The organism is Clostridium sp. AF27-2AA, from assembly GCF_003478505.1.
Taxonomy (GTDB): Bacteria; Bacillota; Clostridia; order Lachnospirales; family Lachnospiraceae; genus Brotaphodocola.
The window spans coordinates 142,324-162,956 of sequence record NZ_QUFI01000003.1 but is presented as its reverse complement, the minus strand read 5'-3'; the positions used below and the strand labels follow the sequence as shown (position 1 = coordinate 162,956).

The 20,633-nt window shown below is 46.5% G+C and carries 24 protein-coding genes, 1 pseudogene and 1 riboswitch; of the genes and pseudogenes, 13 read left to right on the top strand and 12 right to left on the bottom strand.

All coding sequences use genetic code 11. From position 1 onward, the window contains the following. The first annotated feature begins 278 nt into the window (after window positions 1-278). Together DWY84_RS17685 and DWY84_RS17680 are read left to right on the top strand one after the other, a co-directional pair. Window positions 279-734 (top strand): ISAs1 family transposase, encoded by a 456-nt coding sequence (locus DWY84_RS17685; RefSeq protein WP_243024734.1) that lies wholly within the window; start codon window positions 279-281, stop codon window positions 732-734. A gap of 11 nt (window positions 735-745) precedes the next feature. Then, window positions 746-988: an ISAs1 family transposase gene (locus DWY84_RS17680; RefSeq protein ID WP_243024733.1), complete on the top strand. Its 243-nt coding sequence runs from the start codon at window positions 746-748 to the stop codon at window positions 986-988. Between the two features lie 328 nt (window positions 989-1,316). Here the strand turns inward: DWY84_RS17680 and DWY84_RS03325 are convergent, their stop codons facing one another. Beyond that, on the bottom strand, window positions 1,317-3,197 hold the full coding sequence (locus DWY84_RS03325) for a methyl-accepting chemotaxis protein (protein ID WP_347560754.1): 1,881 nt from the start codon (window positions 3,195-3,197) through the stop codon (window positions 1,317-1,319). Between the two features lie 25 nt (window positions 3,198-3,222). Next, the gene (locus DWY84_RS03320; protein WP_243024732.1) at window positions 3,223-3,864 is read right to left on the bottom strand and encodes a PD-(D/E)XK nuclease family transposase; all 642 of its coding nucleotides are present in this window, start codon (window positions 3,862-3,864) and stop codon (window positions 3,223-3,225) included. A 632-nt stretch (window positions 3,865-4,496) separates the two neighbouring features. On the opposite strand from DWY84_RS03320, the gene DWY84_RS03315 reads away from it, so the two are divergent. Next, a complete protein-coding gene (locus DWY84_RS03315) occupies window positions 4,497-5,048 on the top strand; it encodes a hypothetical protein (protein ID WP_118530797.1) in 552 nt (183 codons plus the stop codon). A gap of 65 nt (window positions 5,049-5,113) precedes the next feature. Continuing rightward, window positions 5,114-5,214, bottom strand: a riboswitch (glycine riboswitch). A 175-nt stretch (window positions 5,215-5,389) separates the two neighbouring features. On the opposite strand, the gene ltrA is transcribed toward DWY84_RS03315, so the two are convergent. The 6 genes from ltrA to DWY84_RS03280 all read right to left on the bottom strand — a co-directional run bounded on the left by ltrA (window position 5,390) and on the right by DWY84_RS03280 (window position 10,365). Further along, entirely contained in the window at window positions 5,390-6,463 is a 1,074-nt protein-coding gene (ltrA, locus tag DWY84_RS03310; RefSeq protein ID WP_118530795.1) for a group II intron reverse transcriptase/maturase, read from the bottom strand. Continuing rightward, the gene (locus DWY84_RS03305; RefSeq protein ID WP_118530794.1) at window positions 6,451-7,962 is read right to left on the bottom strand and encodes a recombinase family protein; all 1,512 of its coding nucleotides are present in this window, start codon (window positions 7,960-7,962) and stop codon (window positions 6,451-6,453) included. The genes ltrA and DWY84_RS03305 overlap by 13 nt, the downstream gene beginning before the upstream one ends. A 94-nt stretch (window positions 7,963-8,056) precedes the next feature. Next, window positions 8,057-8,248, bottom strand: coding sequence for a hypothetical protein (locus DWY84_RS03300; RefSeq protein WP_002566025.1), 192 nt, complete (start codon window positions 8,246-8,248; stop codon window positions 8,057-8,059). A 70-nt stretch (window positions 8,249-8,318) separates the two neighbouring features. Next, the gene (gene mobV, locus DWY84_RS03295; protein ID WP_118530823.1) at window positions 8,319-9,260 is read right to left on the bottom strand and encodes a MobV family relaxase; all 942 of its coding nucleotides are present in this window, start codon (window positions 9,258-9,260) and stop codon (window positions 8,319-8,321) included. Window positions 9,261-9,444: 184 nt separating this feature from the next. After that, the gene (locus tag DWY84_RS03285) at window positions 9,445-9,840 is read right to left on the bottom strand and encodes a replication initiator protein A (protein ID WP_025494568.1); all 396 of its coding nucleotides are present in this window, start codon (window positions 9,838-9,840) and stop codon (window positions 9,445-9,447) included. 111 nt (window positions 9,841-9,951) lie between these two features. Beyond that, complete coding sequence (locus tag DWY84_RS03280) at window positions 9,952-10,365, bottom strand: cysteine-rich VLP domain-containing protein (RefSeq protein ID WP_118530793.1); 414 nt, start codon at window positions 10,363-10,365, stop codon at window positions 9,952-9,954. 375 nt (window positions 10,366-10,740) lie between these two features. On the opposite strand from DWY84_RS03280, the gene DWY84_RS03275 reads away from it, so the two are divergent. Genes DWY84_RS03275 through DWY84_RS03265 form a run of 3 tightly spaced genes read left to right on the top strand, consistent with a single transcriptional unit; the run spans window position 10,741 to window position 12,826 of the window. After that, a complete protein-coding gene (locus DWY84_RS03275; RefSeq protein WP_020225661.1) occupies window positions 10,741-11,220 on the top strand; it encodes an imm68 putative immunity domain-containing protein in 480 nt (159 codons plus the stop codon). 34 nt (window positions 11,221-11,254) lie between these two features. Further along, window positions 11,255-12,055 carry a helix-turn-helix transcriptional regulator gene (locus DWY84_RS03270; protein ID WP_118299180.1) on the top strand — a complete coding sequence of 267 codons (801 nt, stop codon included), beginning with the start codon at window positions 11,255-11,257 and terminating at the stop codon, window positions 12,053-12,055. Between the two features lie 27 nt (window positions 12,056-12,082). Continuing rightward, the gene (locus DWY84_RS03265; protein ID WP_118299181.1) at window positions 12,083-12,826 is read left to right on the top strand and encodes a DUF6882 domain-containing protein; all 744 of its coding nucleotides are present in this window, start codon (window positions 12,083-12,085) and stop codon (window positions 12,824-12,826) included. A gap of 467 nt (window positions 12,827-13,293) precedes the next feature. Here DWY84_RS03265 and DWY84_RS18030 read toward each other — a convergent pair whose 3' ends face one another. Together DWY84_RS18030 and DWY84_RS03245 are read right to left on the bottom strand one after the other, a co-directional pair. Further along, the gene (locus DWY84_RS18030) at window positions 13,294-13,533 is read right to left on the bottom strand and encodes a hypothetical protein (protein ID WP_347560752.1); all 240 of its coding nucleotides are present in this window, start codon (window positions 13,531-13,533) and stop codon (window positions 13,294-13,296) included. An 828-nt stretch (window positions 13,534-14,361) separates the two neighbouring features. Next, a complete protein-coding gene (locus DWY84_RS03245; RefSeq protein WP_182434906.1) occupies window positions 14,362-14,733 on the bottom strand; it encodes a hypothetical protein in 372 nt (123 codons plus the stop codon). Between the two features lie 344 nt (window positions 14,734-15,077). Here DWY84_RS03245 and DWY84_RS17340 point away from each other — a divergent pair, with 344 nt between their 5' ends. The 3 genes from DWY84_RS17340 (at window position 15,078) to DWY84_RS03235 (ending at window position 16,219) form a co-directional block, all read left to right on the top strand. Further along, a complete protein-coding gene (locus DWY84_RS17340) occupies window positions 15,078-15,245 on the top strand; it encodes a hypothetical protein (RefSeq protein WP_182434905.1) in 168 nt (55 codons plus the stop codon). Window positions 15,246-15,423: 178 nt separating this feature from the next. Then, the gene (locus DWY84_RS03240; RefSeq protein ID WP_117469316.1) at window positions 15,424-15,540 is read left to right on the top strand and encodes a hypothetical protein; all 117 of its coding nucleotides are present in this window, start codon (window positions 15,424-15,426) and stop codon (window positions 15,538-15,540) included. Between the two features lie 76 nt (window positions 15,541-15,616). Then, complete coding sequence (locus DWY84_RS03235) at window positions 15,617-16,219, top strand: Type 1 glutamine amidotransferase-like domain-containing protein (protein ID WP_118530790.1); 603 nt, start codon at window positions 15,617-15,619, stop codon at window positions 16,217-16,219. 64 nt (window positions 16,220-16,283) lie between these two features. Here the strand turns inward: DWY84_RS03235 and DWY84_RS17335 are convergent, their stop codons facing one another. Both DWY84_RS17335 and DWY84_RS03230 read right to left on the bottom strand, forming a co-directional pair. Then, the gene (locus DWY84_RS17335) at window positions 16,284-16,439 is read right to left on the bottom strand and encodes a hypothetical protein (RefSeq protein ID WP_015552627.1); all 156 of its coding nucleotides are present in this window, start codon (window positions 16,437-16,439) and stop codon (window positions 16,284-16,286) included. Next, entirely contained in the window at window positions 16,423-16,653 is a 231-nt protein-coding gene (locus DWY84_RS03230; RefSeq protein WP_118530789.1) for a DUF6329 domain-containing protein, read from the bottom strand. Before DWY84_RS03230 ends, DWY84_RS17335 begins: the two co-directional genes overlap by 17 nt. A gap of 504 nt (window positions 16,654-17,157) precedes the next feature. Here DWY84_RS03230 and DWY84_RS03225 point away from each other — a divergent pair. The 4 genes and pseudogenes from DWY84_RS03225 (at window position 17,158) to DWY84_RS03215 (ending at window position 20,510) form a co-directional block, all read left to right on the top strand. Then, window positions 17,158-18,204 (top strand): hypothetical protein, encoded by a 1,047-nt coding sequence (locus tag DWY84_RS03225; RefSeq protein WP_147354263.1) that lies wholly within the window; start codon window positions 17,158-17,160, stop codon window positions 18,202-18,204. Beyond that, window positions 18,204-18,731: pseudogene (locus DWY84_RS03220) on the top strand (tyrosine-type recombinase/integrase); the annotation flags it as partial. The gene DWY84_RS03225 and the pseudogene DWY84_RS03220, both read left to right, overlap by 1 nt. A 147-nt stretch (window positions 18,732-18,878) precedes the next feature. Further along, window positions 18,879-19,028, top strand: a complete 150-nt coding sequence (locus tag DWY84_RS17330; protein ID WP_182434904.1) for a hypothetical protein — start codon at window positions 18,879-18,881, stop codon at window positions 19,026-19,028. 159 nt (window positions 19,029-19,187) lie between these two features. Continuing rightward, a complete protein-coding gene (locus tag DWY84_RS03215; RefSeq protein ID WP_118530821.1) occupies window positions 19,188-20,510 on the top strand; it encodes an IS1380 family transposase in 1,323 nt (440 codons plus the stop codon). Window positions 20,511-20,633: the final 123 nt, after the last annotated feature.

Below are 20,633 nucleotides of genomic sequence, written 5' to 3'. Positions count from 1 at the left end.
GACTGCAAAATAATATCCACATTTACATTGTGACGGCTCAGTAGCGAAAATACCTTAAAAGCAACACCGGGGCAATCTTCCAGACCCACCAGAGAGAATCTCGCAAAATTATCCATCTTGGCAACGCCGCCGATATTCGTCTTTTCCAATTTTATTACCTTCTTGACTTTTGTGCCAGGTATATTTTTCAGACTGGAAACCCACGACAAACGCATGAGTAAATAAATTGTGAACACGCTCCTTTTCTGATAAAATTAAAAGAAAAGGGGCGTTGATACATGCAGGAATTATTAGATTGGCTGGAATACATAAAAGATGATCGTCAGCAAAGAAAAGTTCGTCATACATTAAAGGACATTCTTGTTATTGTGTTGTTTGCAACATTAGCAAATGCAGATGACTGGGTAGAAATGGCATTATTTGCAGAAAATTATCAGGATTATCTTCGCAAATATATAGAGTTAAAAAACGGAATACCATCTCATGATACAATAAGACGCGTAATGGGAATGATATCACCAGAAATCCTGCAGCAGCTCTATGGAAAATGGCAGGATCGTTTAAATCAGGACGATGGGGAACTGCTGAAGAAGATCATCTGTATCGATGGAAAAACCATGCGTTCCAATAAAAGAGGAGATGGGAAGGCGGCCCACATTGTATCAGCATGGAGTAAGGAGGATGGTTTTGCCTTGGTCAAAAAGCAGTTGAAGAAAAAAGCAATGAGATCGTAGCGATCCCGGAATTGCTGGACAAGATCCAGATAAAAGGCCAGATCGTAACAATCGATGCAATGGGAACGCAGACTGCAATAGCGAAGAAAATAAAGAAAAAACGGGCAGACTATGTGCTGGCATTGAAGAGAAATCAAAACAGTCTGTATGAAGATGTACAAGAATACTTTTCAGACGAAGAGTTCCCAAAAGAGATCCGTGAAAGAGGTAATTACAAAAAACCCAGGAAAAAGCACATGGTCAGATCGAGATAAGGGAGTATCATCAGACAGAGGATATAAAGTGGTTAAGCAAAACTTAGTGATATGGAACTCTATTTAACCATTACTACAAGTGGACAATTGAAATCCATCGTGTTAGGTAATATAAATTATATAACAAAATCTTATAGAGCATTGAAACACGGCATGTACAATGCGGATGCCCTTAGAAATGAGTTGCTCGACATACTAAATTTATCAGATATTGAAGTAAAAAGTTCAAAATAGTGGGAAAATCCCAGCGCCGAAACGTGGACAGCACCCCATTTGTTAGACAAGTATGGTAAAATACTTGTACTAAAAATGGGGTGCTGTTCATTTTTTAATATTTCAGATCATAATCGCTGGTGAAGCCCATTTCGGATGCCGGTTTTGCAATCGGCTCCACAGAGGGCGTCTCGTCAATGCGGAAGGCGCTAATCAGCGACTGCATCATGGCTGCCTGTCCGGAAAGTTCTTCACTGGCCGCCGCGCTTTCTTCTGCCGTTGCCGAGTTGGTATGTACAACCGAAGAAACCTGATTGAGGCCCTGCGTAATCTGGGCAATCGCTTCGGCTTCTTTTGTCGCATTTTGAGAAATTTCCATGACCGCAGTAATGAACTGCTCGGCGTAGGCCGACGCTTCTTCCAGAACCGATGCCGTATCACTGGCCAGCAAGCTGCCCTTGTTGACCGCTTCAATCGAATTGAGGATCAGTTCCTGAGTTTTCTTGGAAGCTTCAGCCGATTTTCCGGCTAGGTTGCGCACTTCGTCAGCCACCACGGCAAAGCCCTTGCCAGCTGCACCCGCGCGAGCCGCTTCCACAGCTGCATTGAGCGCTAGGATATTGGTCTGGAACGCAATGTCGTCAATGGTCTTGATAATGCCCCGAATGGTATCGGATGTCTGCTTGATTTCGCCCATGGCCGATACCAAATCGTGCATTTTGTCGGTACACATTCCCAGCTTTTCACCCGCAAACTTGCTTTGCTCGTTGGCATGTTCAGCCTGCTCTGCCGTATACGAGATTTTCTGCGAGATTTCCGAAGCCGATGCCGAAAGCTCCTGCACCGAGCTTGCCTGCTCGGTCGAACCCTGCGCCAGCGCCTGTGCCCCGCTGGCCACCTGATTGGCGCCTGCGTCGACTTGGCCGGCTGCTGTGCGCACCTGCGACATGGTTTCTTTCATCGCATCGGTGATGCCGTGCAGCGACTGCTGGATTTGTACAAAGTCGCCGCGATAAAGCGCCGAGGTCTGGGCGGTGAGATTTTTGTTCGAGATTTCACCCAGTACATAGGCAATATCCGAAATGATCCTTTTCAGACTGGCCTGCGTATGCGCAAAGACCTCTTCCAGATCGCCGATCTCGTCGTTGGTTTGGCGTTCGATGTCCGAACTCAGATTGCCCTCGGCAAATTTCTGAGCCACCTGACCGATCAATCGCAGGGGTCTGACCAGGGCACGGGTTCGGAACAGACAAATAAGCGAGGTAATGACGATGCACAGCAGGAACCCGATTGCCAGAATGACAAAGATCATCGTGATCTGCCGCATGTACTCGCTGCCGGTCATACAAGCCAGAACCGTCCAGTAGTACCGCTCAATAAAACAGGTGCCGCCATAATAGGTCTTGCCATCGCGCTGGTACTTGATCACCTCGCTGCTTCGGTTGTTTTCCAGCGGTTGCTTTATATTGTCTGAATATGGAATGTCTTTCAGGTTTTTCATCAGATTCGTGCTGTCCGGGTGGTAGATGATATTCTGCGACGAATCGTACAAGGTGATATAACCGTTTTCACCGATCTTGATTTGGCTGAAATATTCTTTCAGAGTGTCCAGCGACAGGTCAAGGCCGACCACGCCGATCATTTCCCCGGCCGCATTGTTGTATGGTATGGCGACGGTCACGACCAGATTGCCGGTAGAGAGCTCCGTATACGCCGGTGTCATGATGTTTTCGCCCGGATTTTGCTTCAAAAGCTGATACCAGATGCGTCCGGTGATGTCAAACGAAGCGTCGGTGACGTATCCGTTCGACTGGATAAACTGGTTATTTTTCACCCCGGCCAGCCAGACGCCCTGCACGGTTTCCCCGCCGACCGTGTCGGCATATTGCAAATCGCGCAACACCTGCTGGTAAAGCGGCGACATTTCAAACCGGTAAGTTGCGGGCGATTGCTCCATCTGCGCCATGATCTGCCGCACCGAAGGCCGGTCGCTGATAAACTATCCGCTGACGAAGAAAGGATCAAAATATTGTGTGACCTGGCTCGAAACCGCATCCATCTGGCTTTCGATGTCCTTGTTTTGCAGGGCACGAATGGTATTGACGACCATTGAGGTGATGATGATTGCTAGGATAATCAGAATAATTGCGATTGGTATTGCGATGTTGAGGATCATTTTTCCACTGACCCCAAGTCGAAAATGTTTTTTCTCTTCTTTGGTTTTCGCTAAAAGCATCCTTAATCTGGGAATTCACATATATGATATGCGCCTCATCCTTAAACAATTTCCCAGTTTCCTTTACAACCCTATCAATATGATAGATTGGGAGATCTGCTTTCATAACATCATTTTCTGTAATGAAGATTACGAAAGTCTCATTCAGAGCCTCATACAAATCACCTGGTTCGGTGACATTCGCATCAATCAATGCGCTGTTGTATCGGGCCCTCTTCGCGCCAGCACCTTTGTCACTCCGCTGAACCTCTACATTAAATACACGGCCATGACTATCGATAGCAAGAATGTCCAGTCTTACGGACCGGCCCTGTAAGTTCTTGATGCCACGCTGACTGTGTACTTCCAGAACGTTGATGCTTTCATCGTTCAGGATGATCCGAAGCAACAGTTCCGCACACTGGATATCTTCAAATACTTTCGTCATGAAGTCATCATCCAATAAGCGGAAACCTCTGAGTCTTTGCAGATCTTCCTGATGTTTCTTTTCAAAATCCGTGCATCTTCCTCACTTTCTCTGTGATATTTTATATAAACAGGGAAAGCCCTTCTGTAGGCATCCCCTGATCATATCGATCTCGGGGCAATGCCCACTTATCAACTTTTTGGAACTAATAATGTATAGTATTATCTTACCACACTTGAAACAGCGTCGCAAGATTTCCTTCGATATTTCACCATTACTCTATGCCTTGCATCAACCTATTATAAGTATGGATATGGATCATGGTTCCCAACTGCGATTTTTCGGTGTAGAGGAATTTTAAATTTGTACGCCCAATGACTCCACGTTCTGTTCTTTCACAGTTTTGGACCACGATTCGCTTTTTTCATGATGTTCTCTCCCCTTCTCGGTTTCAACCGGAGCGTTTGTTCCCACAATGTCTTGTCGAGGAAGGGCGGTCCGGCAGTGGTCTTGCCCACGATCAGTTAAGCTTTTGCCCTGTTTTCCGTGCTCCGGCTTAAATCCGGACCCTTTTCTGTCGATAATAAGGATATGAAAAACATTTTTCTGCCGATAATAAGGATATGAAAAACATTTAGACAGGAGGTTCCGCAATGAAAATTCAAGATGCGAAGAAGGCATACGCCGCGCAGATGGATACGCTGTGGACACGGAAACGCGACCTGTCGCAGGCGCTCAAAAATTGCCAGCAGGGCGGCGCGCCCAATGTGGATCGTGTGGAGATCTCCCGTGAACTGTCCGCCGTGGACGCGCAATACAACGAGGCCCAGGGCGTGATGGAGAGCATCATCGAGCGGGAGACTGCCATCCACAACGCCGAGGTTGCAAAGCAGCAGGGCAATGCTCTGTCGAAGGCCGCAGAGGAGATGGGCAAGATGCTGGAGATCTACCACCGCATCGCCTCCGGCGGCCAAGTCCCTCCGGAGGATGAACAGCGGCTGATGGAATACAACCACGAGCTTTACATGGCGGCCAAGACCGCGGCCATGCTGCAAGAGGGAGACGGCGAGAAGTACGACTCCCTCTTTGAGGACGGGGAGGAAAAAAACGGCGAAGAAAAGACCGCCAGCGAGATCGCGGGCGAGGCGGAGATCTCCGTCCCCGGCGGAGGTGGGGACGCCGGTCTCGACATCGCCTCGGAGTGATGGCTATACCGCTCCTCCGTTTCTTTTTTAGGACAGCAAAAAAGGGCACAAAACCGCCCTTTACGGTTTTGTGCCCCGTTGAGTTACCTGAGAGATTCCCTCCGCTTTGGGAGGTTGCACCTTCGGTGGTCGGGCGCTGCCGCCCAGCCTTTTCGGAGCGTCGTCCGAAACCGGTCCTTTTGCCTGGGAGCTTCTGCGTTCCCCTTCGGCATCGCCTGAGCGATCTGTTGGCTTCATGCCGAAATCCTTCTTACTAATCGAGTAGGAGGGAAAATTAAATAAATTTTCCCGACCTCTCACACCACCGTACGTACGGTTCCGTATACGGCGGTTCAATCAACTTAGCAAGTAACACACCTTTCGGCGTAGTAATCCATCATTGAGACTAATCCAAATCGGGTTAGTCTCTCATTGCTTATTGCAACGTTCATAGCACCCTTGTTGCATACATAGGCAATCCTATCCCCTGCATATGCAACTTTCCATGCTGTATATTTGTTAATTCCAAGTTTTATCAAGTTCTTTGCACGATTTTGTGGTGTCTTCCATTGTTTCCATATACACATACGAAGTCTGTAACGAATGTTTGAATCTAATTGTTTGCAGAGTGTTTTCATGTTTCCTATTTTGAAGTAGTTAATCCACCCTCTAATGAGCTGGTTAAGCTTCTCTACTTTATAACTGTTGCTGACACCCCAACTACGACAAGTGAATTCTTTCATCCTTTTCTTAAACTTTGCTACCGATTTTGCATGTGGTTTCGCCTTAAACTGATGCGCTCTTGAATCAAAGTAAAAACCGAATCCAAGGTATTTAAGTCCTTGTGGTTTATCTACCTTGCTCTTGCTCATGTTGACTTTGAGCCCTAGCTTCTTTTCAATGAATCGTGAAATATTTCTCATGACTCTGTTGGCAGACATTTCGCTTCCGACCATAATAATACAGTCATCCGCATATCGTACAAAGTTAAGCCCTCGCTTTTCCATTTCCTTATCAAGTTCATTCAGCATGATGTTTGCCAATAATGGCGAGAGATTTCCTCCTTGTGGTGTCCCCACAATGGAATCCTCATATTCATCATCTATCATGATTCCGCTGACAAGGTATTTTCTAACGATAGATATGACATCTCCATCTTTAATGGTTCTGCCTATGATAGTCATAAGCTTGTCATGATTTACTGTGTCAAAGAACTTTTCCATGTCGATGTCTACAATCCAGTCATTACCGTCATTCATCATATCAAGTGCTGTTAGGATTGCTTGTTGTGCACATCTATTCGGTCTGAATCCATAACTTTGGTCATGGAACTGTTCCTCATAGATTGGTGTTAATACCTGCGCAAAGTACAGTTTACAAGGGACTACACAGAGTAGGTATCTGACGGGAGGGGTTCCGCCCGTCAGATTTTCCATGTGATATTCAAGCTGTCGCTTGTAGCGGCAACGGTGGTAATCATCAAATCCACCACCCGCCGCTTGTCGTCAAAAGATACATTCTCCCAAGTGTCGAGGTAGCCGGAAATCTGGCTGACCTGTTCCGGGCTAATGGCTTCCACCGTTAGTTCCGCTATCCTCGCCAGAAGGTTCTGCTTGCGCCCGTCCAGTTCTGCTATCTTCACATTCACATAGGAGAGTAGCACATTGTTTGCGCCCGTCAGACTGTCCACCAGTTTTTCAATCTCGCCGTCCACATGGGCAAGCTCCACTTGCAGGGCGGCGATTTTCGGGTTTGCATTTGCCGCTTTTTTTCTGCCTGTCAGCGTCTTGTAGCTTGCCAGTTTCTTTACCATCTGCTGATAAACAACCGCTTCCAGTTCCGAAGTGATGATTTTCCCGCACCCCGGACAACTCTTGTTATCCAGCCGTTTCGTACAGCGAAGGTATTGCTTCCCGGAGGGATTGAAGATACTCATAAGGGCATACCCGCAGTTCCCGCACTTGATTTTTCCCGCCAGCCATGTGTGGGTGGCTTTCCGGGCAGACTGGATTTTCATGTTGTTCATCAGCTTCTTACGGCAGGTCAGCCAGATGTCGGAGGGAACAATGCCCTCATGGGGAGCCAGTACCAGCATTTGGTCTTTCAAGTCGTTCTTTTTGCTGGGCTTCACATCCCGCCCTTGATACAGATAGCAGCCGTTCATGCCTGTAAAATCGGCAGCGTCATTGACAATGACCGTCCCTTGACTTTTGAAAAATTCGTACACATCAAGGTCTGCCTGCACATAGACAGGATTGCGTAACATCTGCGCCAGCGTGGGGCGTATCAGCTCTTTGCCGTTGAATAAAATCCCCTGTTCGGCAAAGTACCGGGTAATGTCCCCGTAGGAGGTTGTGGGCTGGGCGTACATCTCGAACATCAGCCGGATATTTGCCGCTTCATCCGAGTTTACCACCAGCTTTTTTGTGTTGATACCGTCCATCTTGATCGGCTCTGTATGGAAGCCGTAAGGGGCTTTTCCACCCATCTTGAAACCTCGTTGGCTGCGGGAATAGTAAGCGTCCGTTACCCGCTTCTGTATGGTTTCTCTCTCAAGCTGGGCGAACACGATACAGATATTCAGCATCGCCCGCCCCATCGGGGTGGAGGTATCAAACTTTTCCGTAGAGGACACAAACTCTACATTGTACTGTTGGAACAGCTCCATCATGTTGGCAAAGTCCAGAATGGAACGGCTGATACGGTCGAGCTTGTAAACCACGACCTTTGCAATTAAGCCCTGCTTGATGTCCCGCACCAGTTCTTGAAACTTCGGACGGTCTGTGTTCTTGCCGCTGTACCCTTTGTCTGTGTATTCCTTGCAGTTACCGCCTTTCAACTCGTATTTGCAAAATTCAATCTGGCTTTCAATGGAAATGCTGTCCTTTTTGTCTACCGATTGTCTTGCATAGATTGCGTCTATTCGATTATTCATATTGTCGCTCCTTTTCTTAAAAAAGAAACGGAGCTGCTGACAGTTTTATTATACCGCCAGCAGCCCCGCAAATCAACGATGGCTTCGGAAAATCTTATGCCCCGGCTTCCTCACTCTGCCGCTTGTCGGCATACTTGCGGAACACCTCATAAAGCTGCTGTTCCAGCTCCCGGCGTTTTGCCGCTTCCTGCTCCGGCGTGAACACCGGGGAGAGATTTTCCAGCGTGATTTCCTTTCCCTGAAAAGTCACGACTTCGGTTTCTTTCTTGTATCTGATATGCTCCATAGTACCTCCGTATTTAATTTTCAAAGTGCAGTGCCGCCATGCTGCGGCGTGAAATGTTTTCTGCCATCAATCACCGTTCCCTTGTGTGTCGCTGCTGCCGTTTCAGCTCTGCCAGCACCTCCGGCGGGATACGGTCTACCAGCCGCTGAATGTCTTTCAGCTCGCTTTCCAGCTTTGCCCGTTCCATCGTATCTTTCATCTTGCCTTTTTCACTGGCTTTGGCCCTTGCTTCCAGCTTTTCATTTTCCGCTAACAGGTCATCGATTGTGACCTTGTATTTTTTCAACTGCCCGGAGAAATTCTCCATCTGTGGGAACCACTTTTTCAGCATGGAGAGGGCTTCCTCTTTTTTCTTTCCGGCATTCAGCGGGTTAATGCCGTCCAGCGTGGCTTCAATGGCTCTGGCCTGCCGGGAGAGGGAAACCGCCTGTTTGAACAGACGGGTGGGGATATGCTTCCTGCCTGTCTTGCTGGCGCTTTCCCCACGCTCCAAGTCAGGATATTTCTCCACCATATAGGCGTGAAAATCGTCCTGCCACTTTGTCAGGTTTGCCCGGTTGCCGATAATCTCCTTTGCACACAGGCGGTTGTCCTTTGTCAGCGGAACAAAGGTCAAATGCAGGTGGGGCGTTTTCTCGTCCATGTGTACCACCGCCGACACGATATTTTCCCGGCCTACCCGCCCGATTAAGAAATCAGCCGCCCTCTGGAAAAATTCCTGTATCTCCTTTGGCGACTTCTTCTTGAAAAACTCTGGGCTGGCGGTAATGAGCGTATCGACAAACCGGGTGCTGTCTTTCCTTGTACGGCAACCGGCCTGTTCGATACGGTTTTGAATAAAATGATAGTACCTGCCCTCTGGCTTGATGATGTGGAAATTGTATTTGCTTCGGCTGGTATCAATGTCGGGGTTGCTGGCGTATTGCTCTTTCTGCCGTTCGTGATGGGCTTCCAGCGGCCTTGCCGGGTTGCCCTTGTGTTTCTCAAACCGCAAAATTGCGTGTTGTGCCATAAACTCCTTTCCCCGTTCCTTTCCTTTCCGGGACTTTTCCACAGGAAAATCCCGCCGGAAATAGCTCTGATAGGATTGGAATGGAATTGATATAAATAAAATCGTTTTAATCTCTGTATTTCTATCTTCCGTCCGGTTTTCGTACTTCAAGAGGATTGATTTTCGTACTTGTCAGGTACGCTTTTCAGCCCTCCGGCGTTCCATAACTGGATTTCTTGAAGTCGGTGTTTGGAACCGCTTCATAGGATTTTGGGTAAATGCGATTGGGTTTTCCACAGCCCTGCTTCTGGATTTCCACCAGTCCGGCATATTGCAGTTCCCGCAGGGTGTTGACCGCCTTCTGCCGCCCGCAGTGGAGCAGCTCCACTACTTCGTTGATGGGATAGTAGAGGTAAATCCGCCCATATTCATCTGCCCAGCCGTTTTTCCGGGACAGGTCTGTCCGGCGCAGGATAAAGGCATACAGTACCTTTGCTTCGTTGGACAGGGGTGTGAATGTGGGGGCTTCAAAAAGGAAATTCGGAAGCCGGGTAAAGCTGACCGCCTTTTCCGGCTGATGGATATAAATGGTGTTTGTCATATCGTGTTTTGTGGACGGTTAGAAGCCTGTTTCTGGGGGCAGACGGTAGTTTCTATTGCCTGCCCCTGTTCTGTGCTTGTAAAGCCTTGTAAATCAAGGACTTTTCAGCCCCTAACTGTCCACACAAGACCTCCTTTTCCGTTCACTTTCTGTTTTCTGCCGCCTGTGAACTCTGGCGGCACAGCCGGGACAGTATTTTGCCCGGTTGGATTTTGGGAGAAAGGCTTGTCCGCATATAGCGCAGCGTTTCGTGTCCTTATCCCGGAAAATCTCCGCCTCCAGCGTCCCGTCCAGCGGCAAAACCGCCCAGCGGAACCACTTACAGCAGACCGAGAAAGAAACCGTCTGCGGGCAGGTGCAGGTGTCCCCATCGTCAAGGACAATGCAGTTGCCGTCCTCACAGCAGCAGCACTTCCGGCGTATCAGGCTGGCCGCCTGTTTCCTCTGCGCCGGTGTCATGCGGTAAAGGGAACCGTCCGGCCTGCGTTCCAGCGGTGGCAAGTCTTTATAGGGGTTATCTCTCATGCGCTCCCTCCATTTTTCGCTTTTGCCGTTCTCCCCGAAAAGGCTTCCTGCCCCATTCCTGCGGCGTGTTCCGGCGTTGGCACGCTCCCCACAGCTTCGGGACAAGTTCTCCCGAAGTGACCTCTGGACAAAGTGTCCAGAAGTCGGCTCCTTGCGGTGCTTCCCCTGCCGGGGTGTTCCTTTTCGGACGGTCATTTGGTTTTCAAGGTGCTGTCCATCGATGAACTATCTCAAGTGTATACTTTTTTGATTGCCTGTGCCGTATGTCCGAAAGGTAGGAAATCAGCCCGGAAAACAAGCTATTTCCACGCTCTCGGAATTGTGATATAATAAAGAAACAGAACGACAAAGCGGAAGTGATAAGGAGGAGATAAAATGTATATTAAAAAATATTGGTATAACTATATCGGTGGCACAGACGATAGCCTGACCTTGGTGGACTACCTCTATGACAAAGGCAAAACTGAAATACCTCTGAGTGAGATATTCAATGATACTGGCCTTAGCAAACTAAACTGGAATTTCCATATCTCACCCAATTTAGAATACATTGATTCGGAGGGACAATGTCACGAATTTTATTATGCTATTGATTTGGCAACTGATTTGGCAGCACTTATTCTTGAGAGTAAGAAAAGTGGTGGGTTCAATATAAAAAATCTGTTTGATGGGGAAAAACGAGATAGGTTTGTAAAAATCATAACTACGCCAGAGGAGGATCAAGCAATGAATCGGGCTTTAGCAGAGTTCTGTGCTTCTCCACTCGAATATGATCTTCATGAAATGGTAGATGATGAAGATATGCTGGAAATGGCGAAAGACTGCGAAAATATCCGTAAGGAATTGTGCGAATAACTTTCAGATTATCAAGCAGACAAGGAGGGAGAGTATGGAACTATCCATACAAGAACGATTGAAAGACCTGCGTGTGGAACGAGGGCTGACGCTGGAACAGCTTGCGGAGGAAACCCACCTTTCCAAATCTGCTTTAGGCAGTTACGAGGGGGACGATCTCAAGGACATCAGCCACCATGCCCTTATCCATCTGGCAAAGGTTTATGAAGTGACCGTTGATTACCTGCTGGGACGCTCTAAAACAAAAAATCACCCAAACGCCGAGCTTGCAGACCTGCGTTTGAGTGATGATATGATTGAGCTGCTGAAAAGCGGGCTGATGGACAATTCTCTCTTGTGTGAACTGGCGACACACCCGGATTTTCCCCGGCTCATGGCTGACCTTGAAATCTATGTGAACGGCGTGGCGGTGAAGCAGGTGCAGGCCGCAAACGCCATAGTAGATACCATGAGCGCAACGATTATGAAGCAGCACAATCCCGGCCTGACCGACCCGCAGTTAAGGCAGCTTATCGCCGCCCATATTGACGATGACAGCTTTTGTCGCTATGTGATACAGCAGGACATAAACAAGATAGCCCTCGACCTGCGGGAAACACATAAGGACGATTTTTTCAGCGTCCCGGAGGATAACCCACTGGAAGATTTTTTGCAGACCGCCGAGGAAACCGCCAAAGAGGGCAGCGACCCGGAGCAAGCGTCTTTGGCATTTATCTGTAAGCGGCTTAAATTGAATTTGAAGAAGTTGTCCGAGGAAGAAAAGAAGTGGCTGAAAAAGATTGCACAGAAGTCGGACTTGCTGAAAAATCCAAACCCGCAGCGGGGGAGGAAATAAAAGAAATATATTACGGGGGAAATACAGATGAGATTTTGGGGCAAAGACAGAAAACAGGATAACAGAAAAAATATTTGGATTGAGCATCTCAATATTGATACAGAAAATTGGTTTCAAGTGTTTTCAGCTTGCTTAGGTAAAATGATAGCAATACAGACTGCTTGTAGTGAGCAGGTGGTAAAGGGGCAGGACTGGAATGTTGATTTTTCAGAGGGCGTAATACTTTTTGGAAATCAAAAGTATCCGCTTCAATTCATCGGAAGCGAGGCAACATCAAGTAACACATGGCTGTGGGGGTGGGAAAATATCAATGGATTTTCCGAGAAAATTATTCAGGTAGCCACACACGCAAAAGTAGTGGGGGAACGCTGGAATTTAGAGCCACTAACGACAGCAGAATTTACATTGGACGATACATTCAACGGGCATAACCTGTCTATCGTAACTTGCGGCTTAGTTGATAAGTATTGTTATTACAGAGGTCCACATTCTGGTGGAGCAATTTTTGTTGCATTTTCAGGTGTTCCTGATAGTGTGTTTGCCTCCGTCGATGTTCAAAAATTCGTATCTATAACGACGCAATGTATTCAACAATTTCATATTGATCACAAAATTTTTGTGGAGGGATTTCTCTCGTGGAACAATACGAAATATGAATGGGACAATCAAACATTACTCGCTCATTTTCAGCAAGATTTGAAAATTGAGTTTGAACAAGTAAATGATTTTTGGCGTATTTGCGCTATGAATACCATTTTATCTGGAAAATAGCAAAGCCAGCCGAGCCAGTCAACGGTCAAGATGAACGGCACATTTTATGTGCCGCCGTTGACAGTCCCGCCCGTCTTTGCTGATGGGCAATCAAGGCGGGAAAGCCCTAAAATGGCTTCCCGCCCATTTCAATTTTTGCGGGAGTATGTCCACAAGTTCGAAACATTTTGTCCCGAAGTCCGGCATGGGAAGAAGGACGGGAGTTTTCATATACGCCCTGTCTGCTGAGGAAACCAGCCTTGCGCTTGCGGCTCCACGCCACGCAATCACAGCCCTGTTTTCCTGCCGTTTCAAATGCCCTTGCCCTCCCCGGCGGCAACGGCATTTTCGCAGCAACGCCGGCAGAGCGTATAACACACTACACTTTGCAAGCAAAGTCGTGTACCAAAGGGAAAGCCCCTTTGGAAACCCCGGACAACAAAACAGGCTGAATATCTCGCACTTCCCCGGTGCTTGATATTCAGCCTTTATTTGTTGTCAGCAGCCCCCGTTTCGTGGTCTGCGTGTAGTTCCTTGTAAACTGACCTAATGGCTTGTTGTACAAATCTATCTGTTACTGTTGGTATTCCTAGGTTTCTGACACCGCCATCAGGCTTTGGTATCTCCACTCTTCGTACTGGCTGAGGTTTATACTTTCTTGTCCTCAACTGTTCCTTGATGATTTCGCCGTTCTTTGCAAGATGTTCCTTGAGTTCTGTGTACTTCATTCCGTCCACTCCCTCTGCATCTTTATTTCGTACGACTTGCAGATATGCTCTATTGAGGTTATCACTCGATAGTATCTGCTCTATTAGACTACTTGTGTCCATGCGTTCTTTCCTTTCCGCCCCGCTTGATTTGACCACCCTTTCCCCGATTGGTTACGGCAGATGTTGTCATCTCTGCAATACGAGACATACTCAAACTTATTGATTGTTCGCCCCTTTGCTCCATCTCCATTACAGAGACTTCCTCACTACTATGGGCTCGGCTGACTTCTCACAGTTCGTTGTTACTAGGCTAATGAAACCTCTGTGAGACCTCCACGCTTAAGGTGCACGCTCTTTCTCTCCATATATCCGCCACATTTACTCTGCTACTACAAAGGTGATAGTTATTAGACTTTGTTGCTTTCAGCCAACTTATCTCTCGCAGCCTAGCCTTCTATGTGATTTCTGTCCGTCGGACCAGAGATTTGCTTACAGCTTCCTTCAGATTCCACCTTGCGATGGACACCCTTGCTGTTCGGCTATACACTTCCCACTATCTGGGCGTGTTCGGGACTTACACCCGTTAGAGCGCGCCCATGGCGCGCAAACTGAAAAATGGCTGCGGAATTGCTTCCGCAGACGTTGTGCTTGAAAACCGTACCTTGGCACCGTGATCCCTCACAGGTTTTTTACAGGGTGATTTGAAAATCTGCATGACATGCTTTTCCAAAGTCGTCTCCATGAACCGGAACACATAACCCGATAACAAATAACCGATAAGCGATGACAATGAACCGTAACCACTTGTAATTTTTGTTAGAATTACGCCCTGTACGGAAATTCTACTTAGATATCCACCTCAAACAGCACCGTCTGATTATAACGATCCAGTGCAATCTGCATTTCCATGATTATATTGGAGATGCGGTCATATTCCTGCCGGATCAGTTCTGGATCGTAGTTGATATACTTATACTCCGGTGCCGAACCGGAAGAACCGAAGGAGTTACCATAGACTCGCGTTTTTGGAAGTCTCTTGCGCATATCGTCAAGCACCGTCTTTCTCTTGTTGAGCTGCGCCATCCGGATCAGGATGCCGTCAACGCTCATTTCCTGATCACCGACCCGCACTTTTGCGGTGGCATTGGTCAGATTCAATGCGTGCTTGATAGTAAGGATCTTCCTGTCAATCTCATCAATCGTATTCGCAACAGTCATGTAATCATATTCCGGAACAAAACTACTTTTTTATTTCCAAAATAGAAAATTATCGCAAATCCTTTATCCATGCGGATTTGCCGCTATTTTGTACATTTCCTAAATTTTTTCCAAAATCCAAAATAGGCCGTCAAATCTTACCTCAAATTTTCTCCAATTTTCCAAAATGAATTTTTCCAATATCCCCCAATTATAGCCGTGAAATTTTTGAAAAATCTGGCTTGAAATTTTTCCAATATCGCCCCATTTTGGCTGTAAAATTTTTGGCAGCCAGCGGGGCATGCGTTGCGAAAGTCGGCGCTTCGTATTAAATATTCGATAACACAGGAGGACATATTATGGTTATGGTTGTTAATAGTGGACGTTGGTGTCTTGGTTTCCTCGGTGACGCTGGTTTCCCGGATCATTTGAAGCTATGGCTTCGTATTCACGGTGATGAGGACCTGCCCTCCAGTCTGTCCAGGATCCCTGCGGACTACGCCATGCGACACCGCGAACGTGATGTGAAATGAGCCACCGGGTCAGCATATGAACCGGCAGGATTGTTCGTCCGGCAGTTTAATCGTCAAATGCAATGCGCCGGGATGAGATGTACGATGCGGGAAGTAATACTGGAATCCCATTTTGCGGATGATATCTAATACATTGAGGATATATCCGAACAGCCTTGTATTCCAAAAGAGCGTATCGATGAGTTGGACAGTCTCTGTCATCCGTTATCATTTCAACGAAGATGCAAGGGAAACAATGCAGGAGAAGATTAACCGGACGCTGGTTACAGAAGCAAACCGAATGGCAGTTTATTAAAATTATGTAGATGTAATTGAAGAAAAAACATGATATTATGTGAGTAACAAATCGGAATTTATTAAGGAGGATATGGATGAAACTGTTTTTATGTTCGCACTTTTCAAGTGTAGGAAGTTTGATAAAAGAAGAAATTGATAACAAGAAAGTCGCATTTATTCCCACAGCTTCGCTGCGTGAAGGCTATACCGGTTATGTCGGCTCGGCTCGAAAGCTATTCAATAAACTGGGAGCAACCGTAACGGAAATTGATATTTCAACGGAGACTTATTTAACGATACAGTCCGTTTTTGAAGATGCGGATGTGATCTATTTTACTGGTGGAAATTCTTTCTTCCTTATGGATCAGCTCCGTAAAACGGGAACGGATGAGCTATTGAAGAAGGAATTGGCAAAGGGAAAACTGATGATCGGTGAATCGGCGGGTGCGATTATATGCGCTCCAACTATCCAATATATTGAACAAATGGATGAAAAGCCGGAGGACTACTCACAAGAAGATGATGCAGGGCTTGATTTGATTGATTTCTATGTTCTTCCGCATTATCTTACAGCACCATTTAAGAAAGTTACTGAGAAAATAATGACTGAATTTTCGGATTTGAATCTATGCCCAATTAACAACCGTCAGGGAATTGTAATTGACGGTGAAGGTTCAAAGGTTATTTGCAAAGACTAATTTGAAAATTCAAGTTTGTCTGCTTATTAAGCGGCTCGTTCCAAATGGATCGAGCCGCTTTTGCTTACATCATCCTCTGTCCCTGCCGCTGCTCCGGGAAGGGTGGCTCCAAGCGGCGCAGCAGGCCGAACTCTGTTTTTGTCACGCAGTCATTTCCCATGCAGTCCTGACCGTATCGCTCAAAATCCATGTAGCCGTCCAGCTCATAGATGGCCTTCATCGTCCAGCCCCAGCGTTTCCTGCAATCGCTGCTGACCGTAACCGTAGGCATCCTCCGTGATGCGCTGGTAGTTATCCAGGTCTTGCAGGAACTCACAGGCTCCACGCAGCGTATCCGACCGCTCCGCCTCCAGCACGGCGGCGTAGGTCAGGAGCGCACCGTCCTGTTGCCAGATGTCCTCCAAGGCTTCGGCAAAATCGTTGTAATCCTCCACGGCGGGCAATCCGTATCACGGATCAGATCCCCGATGTAAGGCACCTTGAAGCGAATATCACAGAGCATGGCATCCGCGAAAACATCGATATCAAGGTAATTTTTCACAGCGTCGAGGTATTTCTCATCAGCGGGGAGGACGAGGGTGTAGTCGGGCTTTCCATCGACACGCAGCGTCATGCGGAGCATCTCATCCCTGCTCTCATCCCGCCAAGGCTCTGCAGGCGAAAGATAGCTGCGCTCGATCCCCATATCCGGCGTCAGCAAGCTGCGGGCGTTAGGAACAAAGGCACTGCACCGAGCATCCTTTTGAACACAACTTGTTTTTCGGTCTCGCTCAGAATCTGCGGTGCCGTCATCGGCGCATTGGGAGCAACTGTGTTCGTGACATCGGTGGTGACGATGCGGTACAGCCGGTTGCTTGACGAACATATATCCGATATTCTATACTAGAAGAAAACCTTAAGGATACCAAATATAGATTGAAAAGGATGGAATAAAAAGCATGGAGAAATTGATCTTTTCGCTGGTTTTGCTATTGACTACAAAAATCATTTATCTGATCACAGGAAGAAACCGACGGCAGATAGCGCGTATCCCCAAAGGGATGGCAATCTTATGCCAGCCGCCAGGACAACGGTATGTCGCTTATGCAGTAGGCGTATTCCAACTTCTTTTTGTTGCCTTTTTCCTCGTACTTTACATAAAAGACGGCGCACCTGCAGATGCGCGGCTGATGTGGAGCCTGCTCGTCATAACCTCAATCTTGAGCTGCATGCTTCTGATTTTCTGCGGGAATGTGGCAGGTCGGGACTGCGTTTATTTTAACAGCAGGGAAGTCCGGATTGAAAAGCCCTTTCGCAAGTCCAGAACCTTTCAGTGGGAGGAAATCCGAAAAGTAGACGGTAACTTTGACAATGCAGTCAACTTATATCTTCTGGATGGAACCAAGGTTCTTACCGCAAGGCTCGGAATGGTAAATTATGATGTATTTTGCGATATAATCAAGAAAACATGCCCAGAAAAGATTGCCAGCTACTATTGTTCCCATATGTACGAAGAACCGCAAAAATGTATTCTACGCTATGGCTCCGAGTATTATCTTCTGGCAACTATGGGCATCGGCATTCTCCTGATTTATATGGCAAGTCTGGTGCCCGCAGCAGCGGAGAACAGCATCATACAGCAGTTTCTGCAGGGTGATTTCTCCCAGAGGTTTGCGCTTTGGTTTGCACCTGTCTGCGGAGTCATCAGTATCGTGTTCCTGGTCGTGATGCTCAATACAAATATCCGGTATTCACAGGAAAAAATGACCATCAAATACCCACTGCACAGAAAACGTGAACTTTACTGGAGAAACATCCAAAGAATCGAAATGGCTGCAGTGAAAAAAACGGAAAAAGCGGATTGGATGAAGCTGCGGCTGTACACACGGGAAGGTACTTACAAGATCAGTTTCAAATTCCTGACACATGGAAAAGATGAATTTTTATCCATGCTTTTCAAGATGATTCAAAAATATGGAATTTCCTGCATGCAAACAGATAAATAAACAGAGTTAAGACGGAGATCGGAGCGACCAAGCGAAAGAAAATCCGTACTGTGGACTTCTGCGACACACTGGCGGCAATTCTTAAGACAGCCAAAGCCGAACAGCACAAAAACTGCTTCCGATACGGAGAACTGTACAGTCTCAACTATTACAGTGAGGTCAAAGAAAAAGACCGTACTTATTACGAGGTTTACAGTCTGCCGAGAACGGAAGAAGTCCCTGAGGGATACAAGGAAATATCCTTTGTCTGCCTCAGACCGGACGGAGCGTTTGAATCGCCGAGTACGGTAGGGATTATGTGCAGAGCGGCAAGGAAAAAGGTTGAGGGGTTGGAGGACTTTCATTTCCACCAGCTTCGTCACACATTCACAAGCAATCTGCTCTCAAATGGGGCAGCACCGAAAGATATGCAGGAGCTTCTCGGACACGCTGATGCCAGTACCACAATGAATATCTACGCTCACGCTACAAGGGAAGTGAAGCATACCTCCGCAAGGCTGCTGGACAAGGTAGTCGGCGGTGAATAACAAAAAGTTTCCCTTGTTTTCGCTCATAAGGGCAAAAACAAGGGAAAATACATAAGGGTTGAGAATTACACTGGCGAAAAGCCTTGAAAATGCAGGGTTTATAGAGGATTGAATAGATAAATCGGGTTTTGTAGTGGAGGTATTTATATGAAAGAAATTAAGATTGAGTTATTGGGCATTGCAACAATACTTTTAGGAATTGTTTTGAAAGCAAACAGTTTCTTTGAATATTTTCTTGGTGTTCTTGGATTTGGAATCGCTGTAGCTGGCTGTTTTCTGAAAGATAAATACAAATAACTTCATATTTATCGGGGAGCAAATAGAACAAAAATCGGAATTTGGAGGAACTTATGATGAAAAAAATGATAATGGCATTATGTATATTTATCCTGAATTATTCACGGCAAAGCCGTAATCGTGGCTGAAAGCCACATAGTTACTGTATTTTAATTGCCTATTGCTTTTAATTGCTTTTCACTTCAAAGCAATAGGCAAATTAAAATAAATTTTGATGGAGGCGACTTATCCTCCGATGCAGGCTTACTCCTCATCAAAGAGTTCATAAGCAAACTTGGCATTGAACGGCTTTTAAACCGTTCATTTAAGACCAATGATTCTGCATTGTTTCGATATCATACGGACAAAGATAACCTTCTCCAGATGATATATATGATCATGGCCGGTTACTTCGAAGATGATGCTTCGGATGAACTGATCAATGATCCTGTTTTTAAAGCTGTACTTGAAAAATCCGCATTAGCATCTCAGCCAACCGTATCAAGATTCTTTAACCGCATGGATGAAGACACTTTAAAGCAGTTCCAGGAGATCAGCCGGATACTCAGAAAAAGGATCTACAGCATCCAGATGCCTCAGGCCGTGATCCTGGATCTGGATTCTACGCTCCTCGCAGCATACGGCAAACAGGAAGGCAGGGCATTTAACTTCCATTATCAGAGTAATGGCTACCATCCGCTCGTCTGTTATGACGGAATCACTGGTGATCTAATAAAAATTCAACTCCGTGATGGAGCGGCTTATTCCTGTACCGGTGTAACCGATTTCCTGCAGCCGATTCTCGACGAGTACCTGAATGATTATCCAACTATCCATCTCCTGCTTCGCGGCGATAGTGGTTTTGCAACTCCTGATCTCTATAAGCAGTGTGAGGAAAACGGAACAAGCTATGTCATCCGGCTGAAGGAAAACAAGGTTCTCCGTGAAAAAGCGTCGTTTCTTGCAGATGCACTTACCAGTCGGACTCAAAATAACAAGGTAGACTACGCTGTGGTTTACGGTGAATTCATGTACAAAGCTGGTCCATGGCCTTATGAAAGACGCGTTGTGTGCAAGGTTGAGAAGCCAGAAAACCAAATGGTTTACATGTATACCTTTATCGTCACAAACATGGATTCCTCACCGGAATACCTCATCAAATTTTACTGCAAAAGAGGTCTGATGGAAAACTTCATCAAAGAAAGCAAATCTGGTTTTGATTTTTCTGCGGTGAGCAGTCACAATAGAATTGTAAATGCAAACAGAGTCCAGGTACATGCTCTTGCCTACAACATATTTAATTGGTTTAGACGATTGGTATTATCAGCAAAAATGCAGAAACAACGCATTGATACCGTTCGTTTAAAACTGCTGAAGATTGCTGCAAAAGTAGTCCATTCAGCAAGATATATCACATTCAAGCTGTGTAGCAGCTGTCCATATAAAGAAGAGTTTTATGACACCCTTTCTGCAATAGGTAAGCTGAATGTACAGCTGGAATAGCAACCGTCAACGAACCTTGACAGCATGATAATTGCTCAAAAACTCGTCATAGGTATTTTATACCCTTTTTTCTGACAAATTGAGAGAAGTTATGGCTGCATGGATCATTTTTTCAATTCATGG

Coding starts and splice junctions, on each gene's coding strand:
- DWY84_RS17685 (WP_243024734.1), top strand. CDS start 279: ATGCAGGAATTATTAGATTGGCTGGAATACATAAAAGATGATCGTCAG.
- DWY84_RS03265 (WP_118299181.1), top strand. CDS start 12,083: ATGAGATTTTGGGGCAAAGACAGAAAACAGGATAACAGAAAAAATATT.
- DWY84_RS03315 (WP_118530797.1), top strand. CDS start 4,497: ATGAAAATTCAAGATGCGAAGAAGGCATACGCCGCGCAGATGGATACG.
- DWY84_RS03305 (WP_118530794.1), bottom strand. CDS start 7,962: ATGAATAATCGAATAGACGCAATCTATGCAAGACAATCGGTAGACAAA.
- DWY84_RS17330 (WP_182434904.1), top strand. CDS start 18,879: ATGAAAGAAATTAAGATTGAGTTATTGGGCATTGCAACAATACTTTTA.
- DWY84_RS03275 (WP_020225661.1), top strand. CDS start 10,741: ATGTATATTAAAAAATATTGGTATAACTATATCGGTGGCACAGACGAT.
- mobV (WP_118530823.1), bottom strand. CDS start 9,260: ATGGCACAACACGCAATTTTGCGGTTTGAGAAACACAAGGGCAACCCG.
- DWY84_RS03235 (WP_118530790.1), top strand. CDS start 15,617: ATGAAACTGTTTTTATGTTCGCACTTTTCAAGTGTAGGAAGTTTGATA.
- ltrA (WP_118530795.1), bottom strand. CDS start 6,463: ATGGAAAATCTGACGGGCGGAACCCCTCCCGTCAGATACCTACTCTGT.
- DWY84_RS18030 (WP_347560752.1), bottom strand. CDS start 13,533: ATGAAGTACACAGAACTCAAGGAACATCTTGCAAAGAACGGCGAAATC.
- DWY84_RS03240 (WP_117469316.1), top strand. CDS start 15,424: ATGAGTTGGACAGTCTCTGTCATCCGTTATCATTTCAACGAAGATGCA.
- DWY84_RS03245 (WP_182434906.1), bottom strand. CDS start 14,733: ATGACTGTTGCGAATACGATTGATGAGATTGACAGGAAGATCCTTACT.
- DWY84_RS03300 (WP_002566025.1), bottom strand. CDS start 8,248: ATGGAGCATATCAGATACAAGAAAGAAACCGAAGTCGTGACTTTTCAG.
- DWY84_RS03320 (WP_243024732.1), bottom strand. CDS start 3,864: ATGACGAAAGTATTTGAAGATATCCAGTGTGCGGAACTGTTGCTTCGG.
- DWY84_RS03225 (WP_147354263.1), top strand. CDS start 17,158: ATGGAGAAATTGATCTTTTCGCTGGTTTTGCTATTGACTACAAAAATC.
- DWY84_RS17335 (WP_015552627.1), bottom strand. CDS start 16,439: ATGAAGGCCATCTATGAGCTGGACGGCTACATGGATTTTGAGCGATAC.
- DWY84_RS17340 (WP_182434905.1), top strand. CDS start 15,078: ATGGTTGTTAATAGTGGACGTTGGTGTCTTGGTTTCCTCGGTGACGCT.
- DWY84_RS03270 (WP_118299180.1), top strand. CDS start 11,255: ATGGAACTATCCATACAAGAACGATTGAAAGACCTGCGTGTGGAACGA.
- DWY84_RS03285 (WP_025494568.1), bottom strand. CDS start 9,840: ATGACAAACACCATTTATATCCATCAGCCGGAAAAGGCGGTCAGCTTT.
- DWY84_RS03280 (WP_118530793.1), bottom strand. CDS start 10,365: ATGAGAGATAACCCCTATAAAGACTTGCCACCGCTGGAACGCAGGCCG.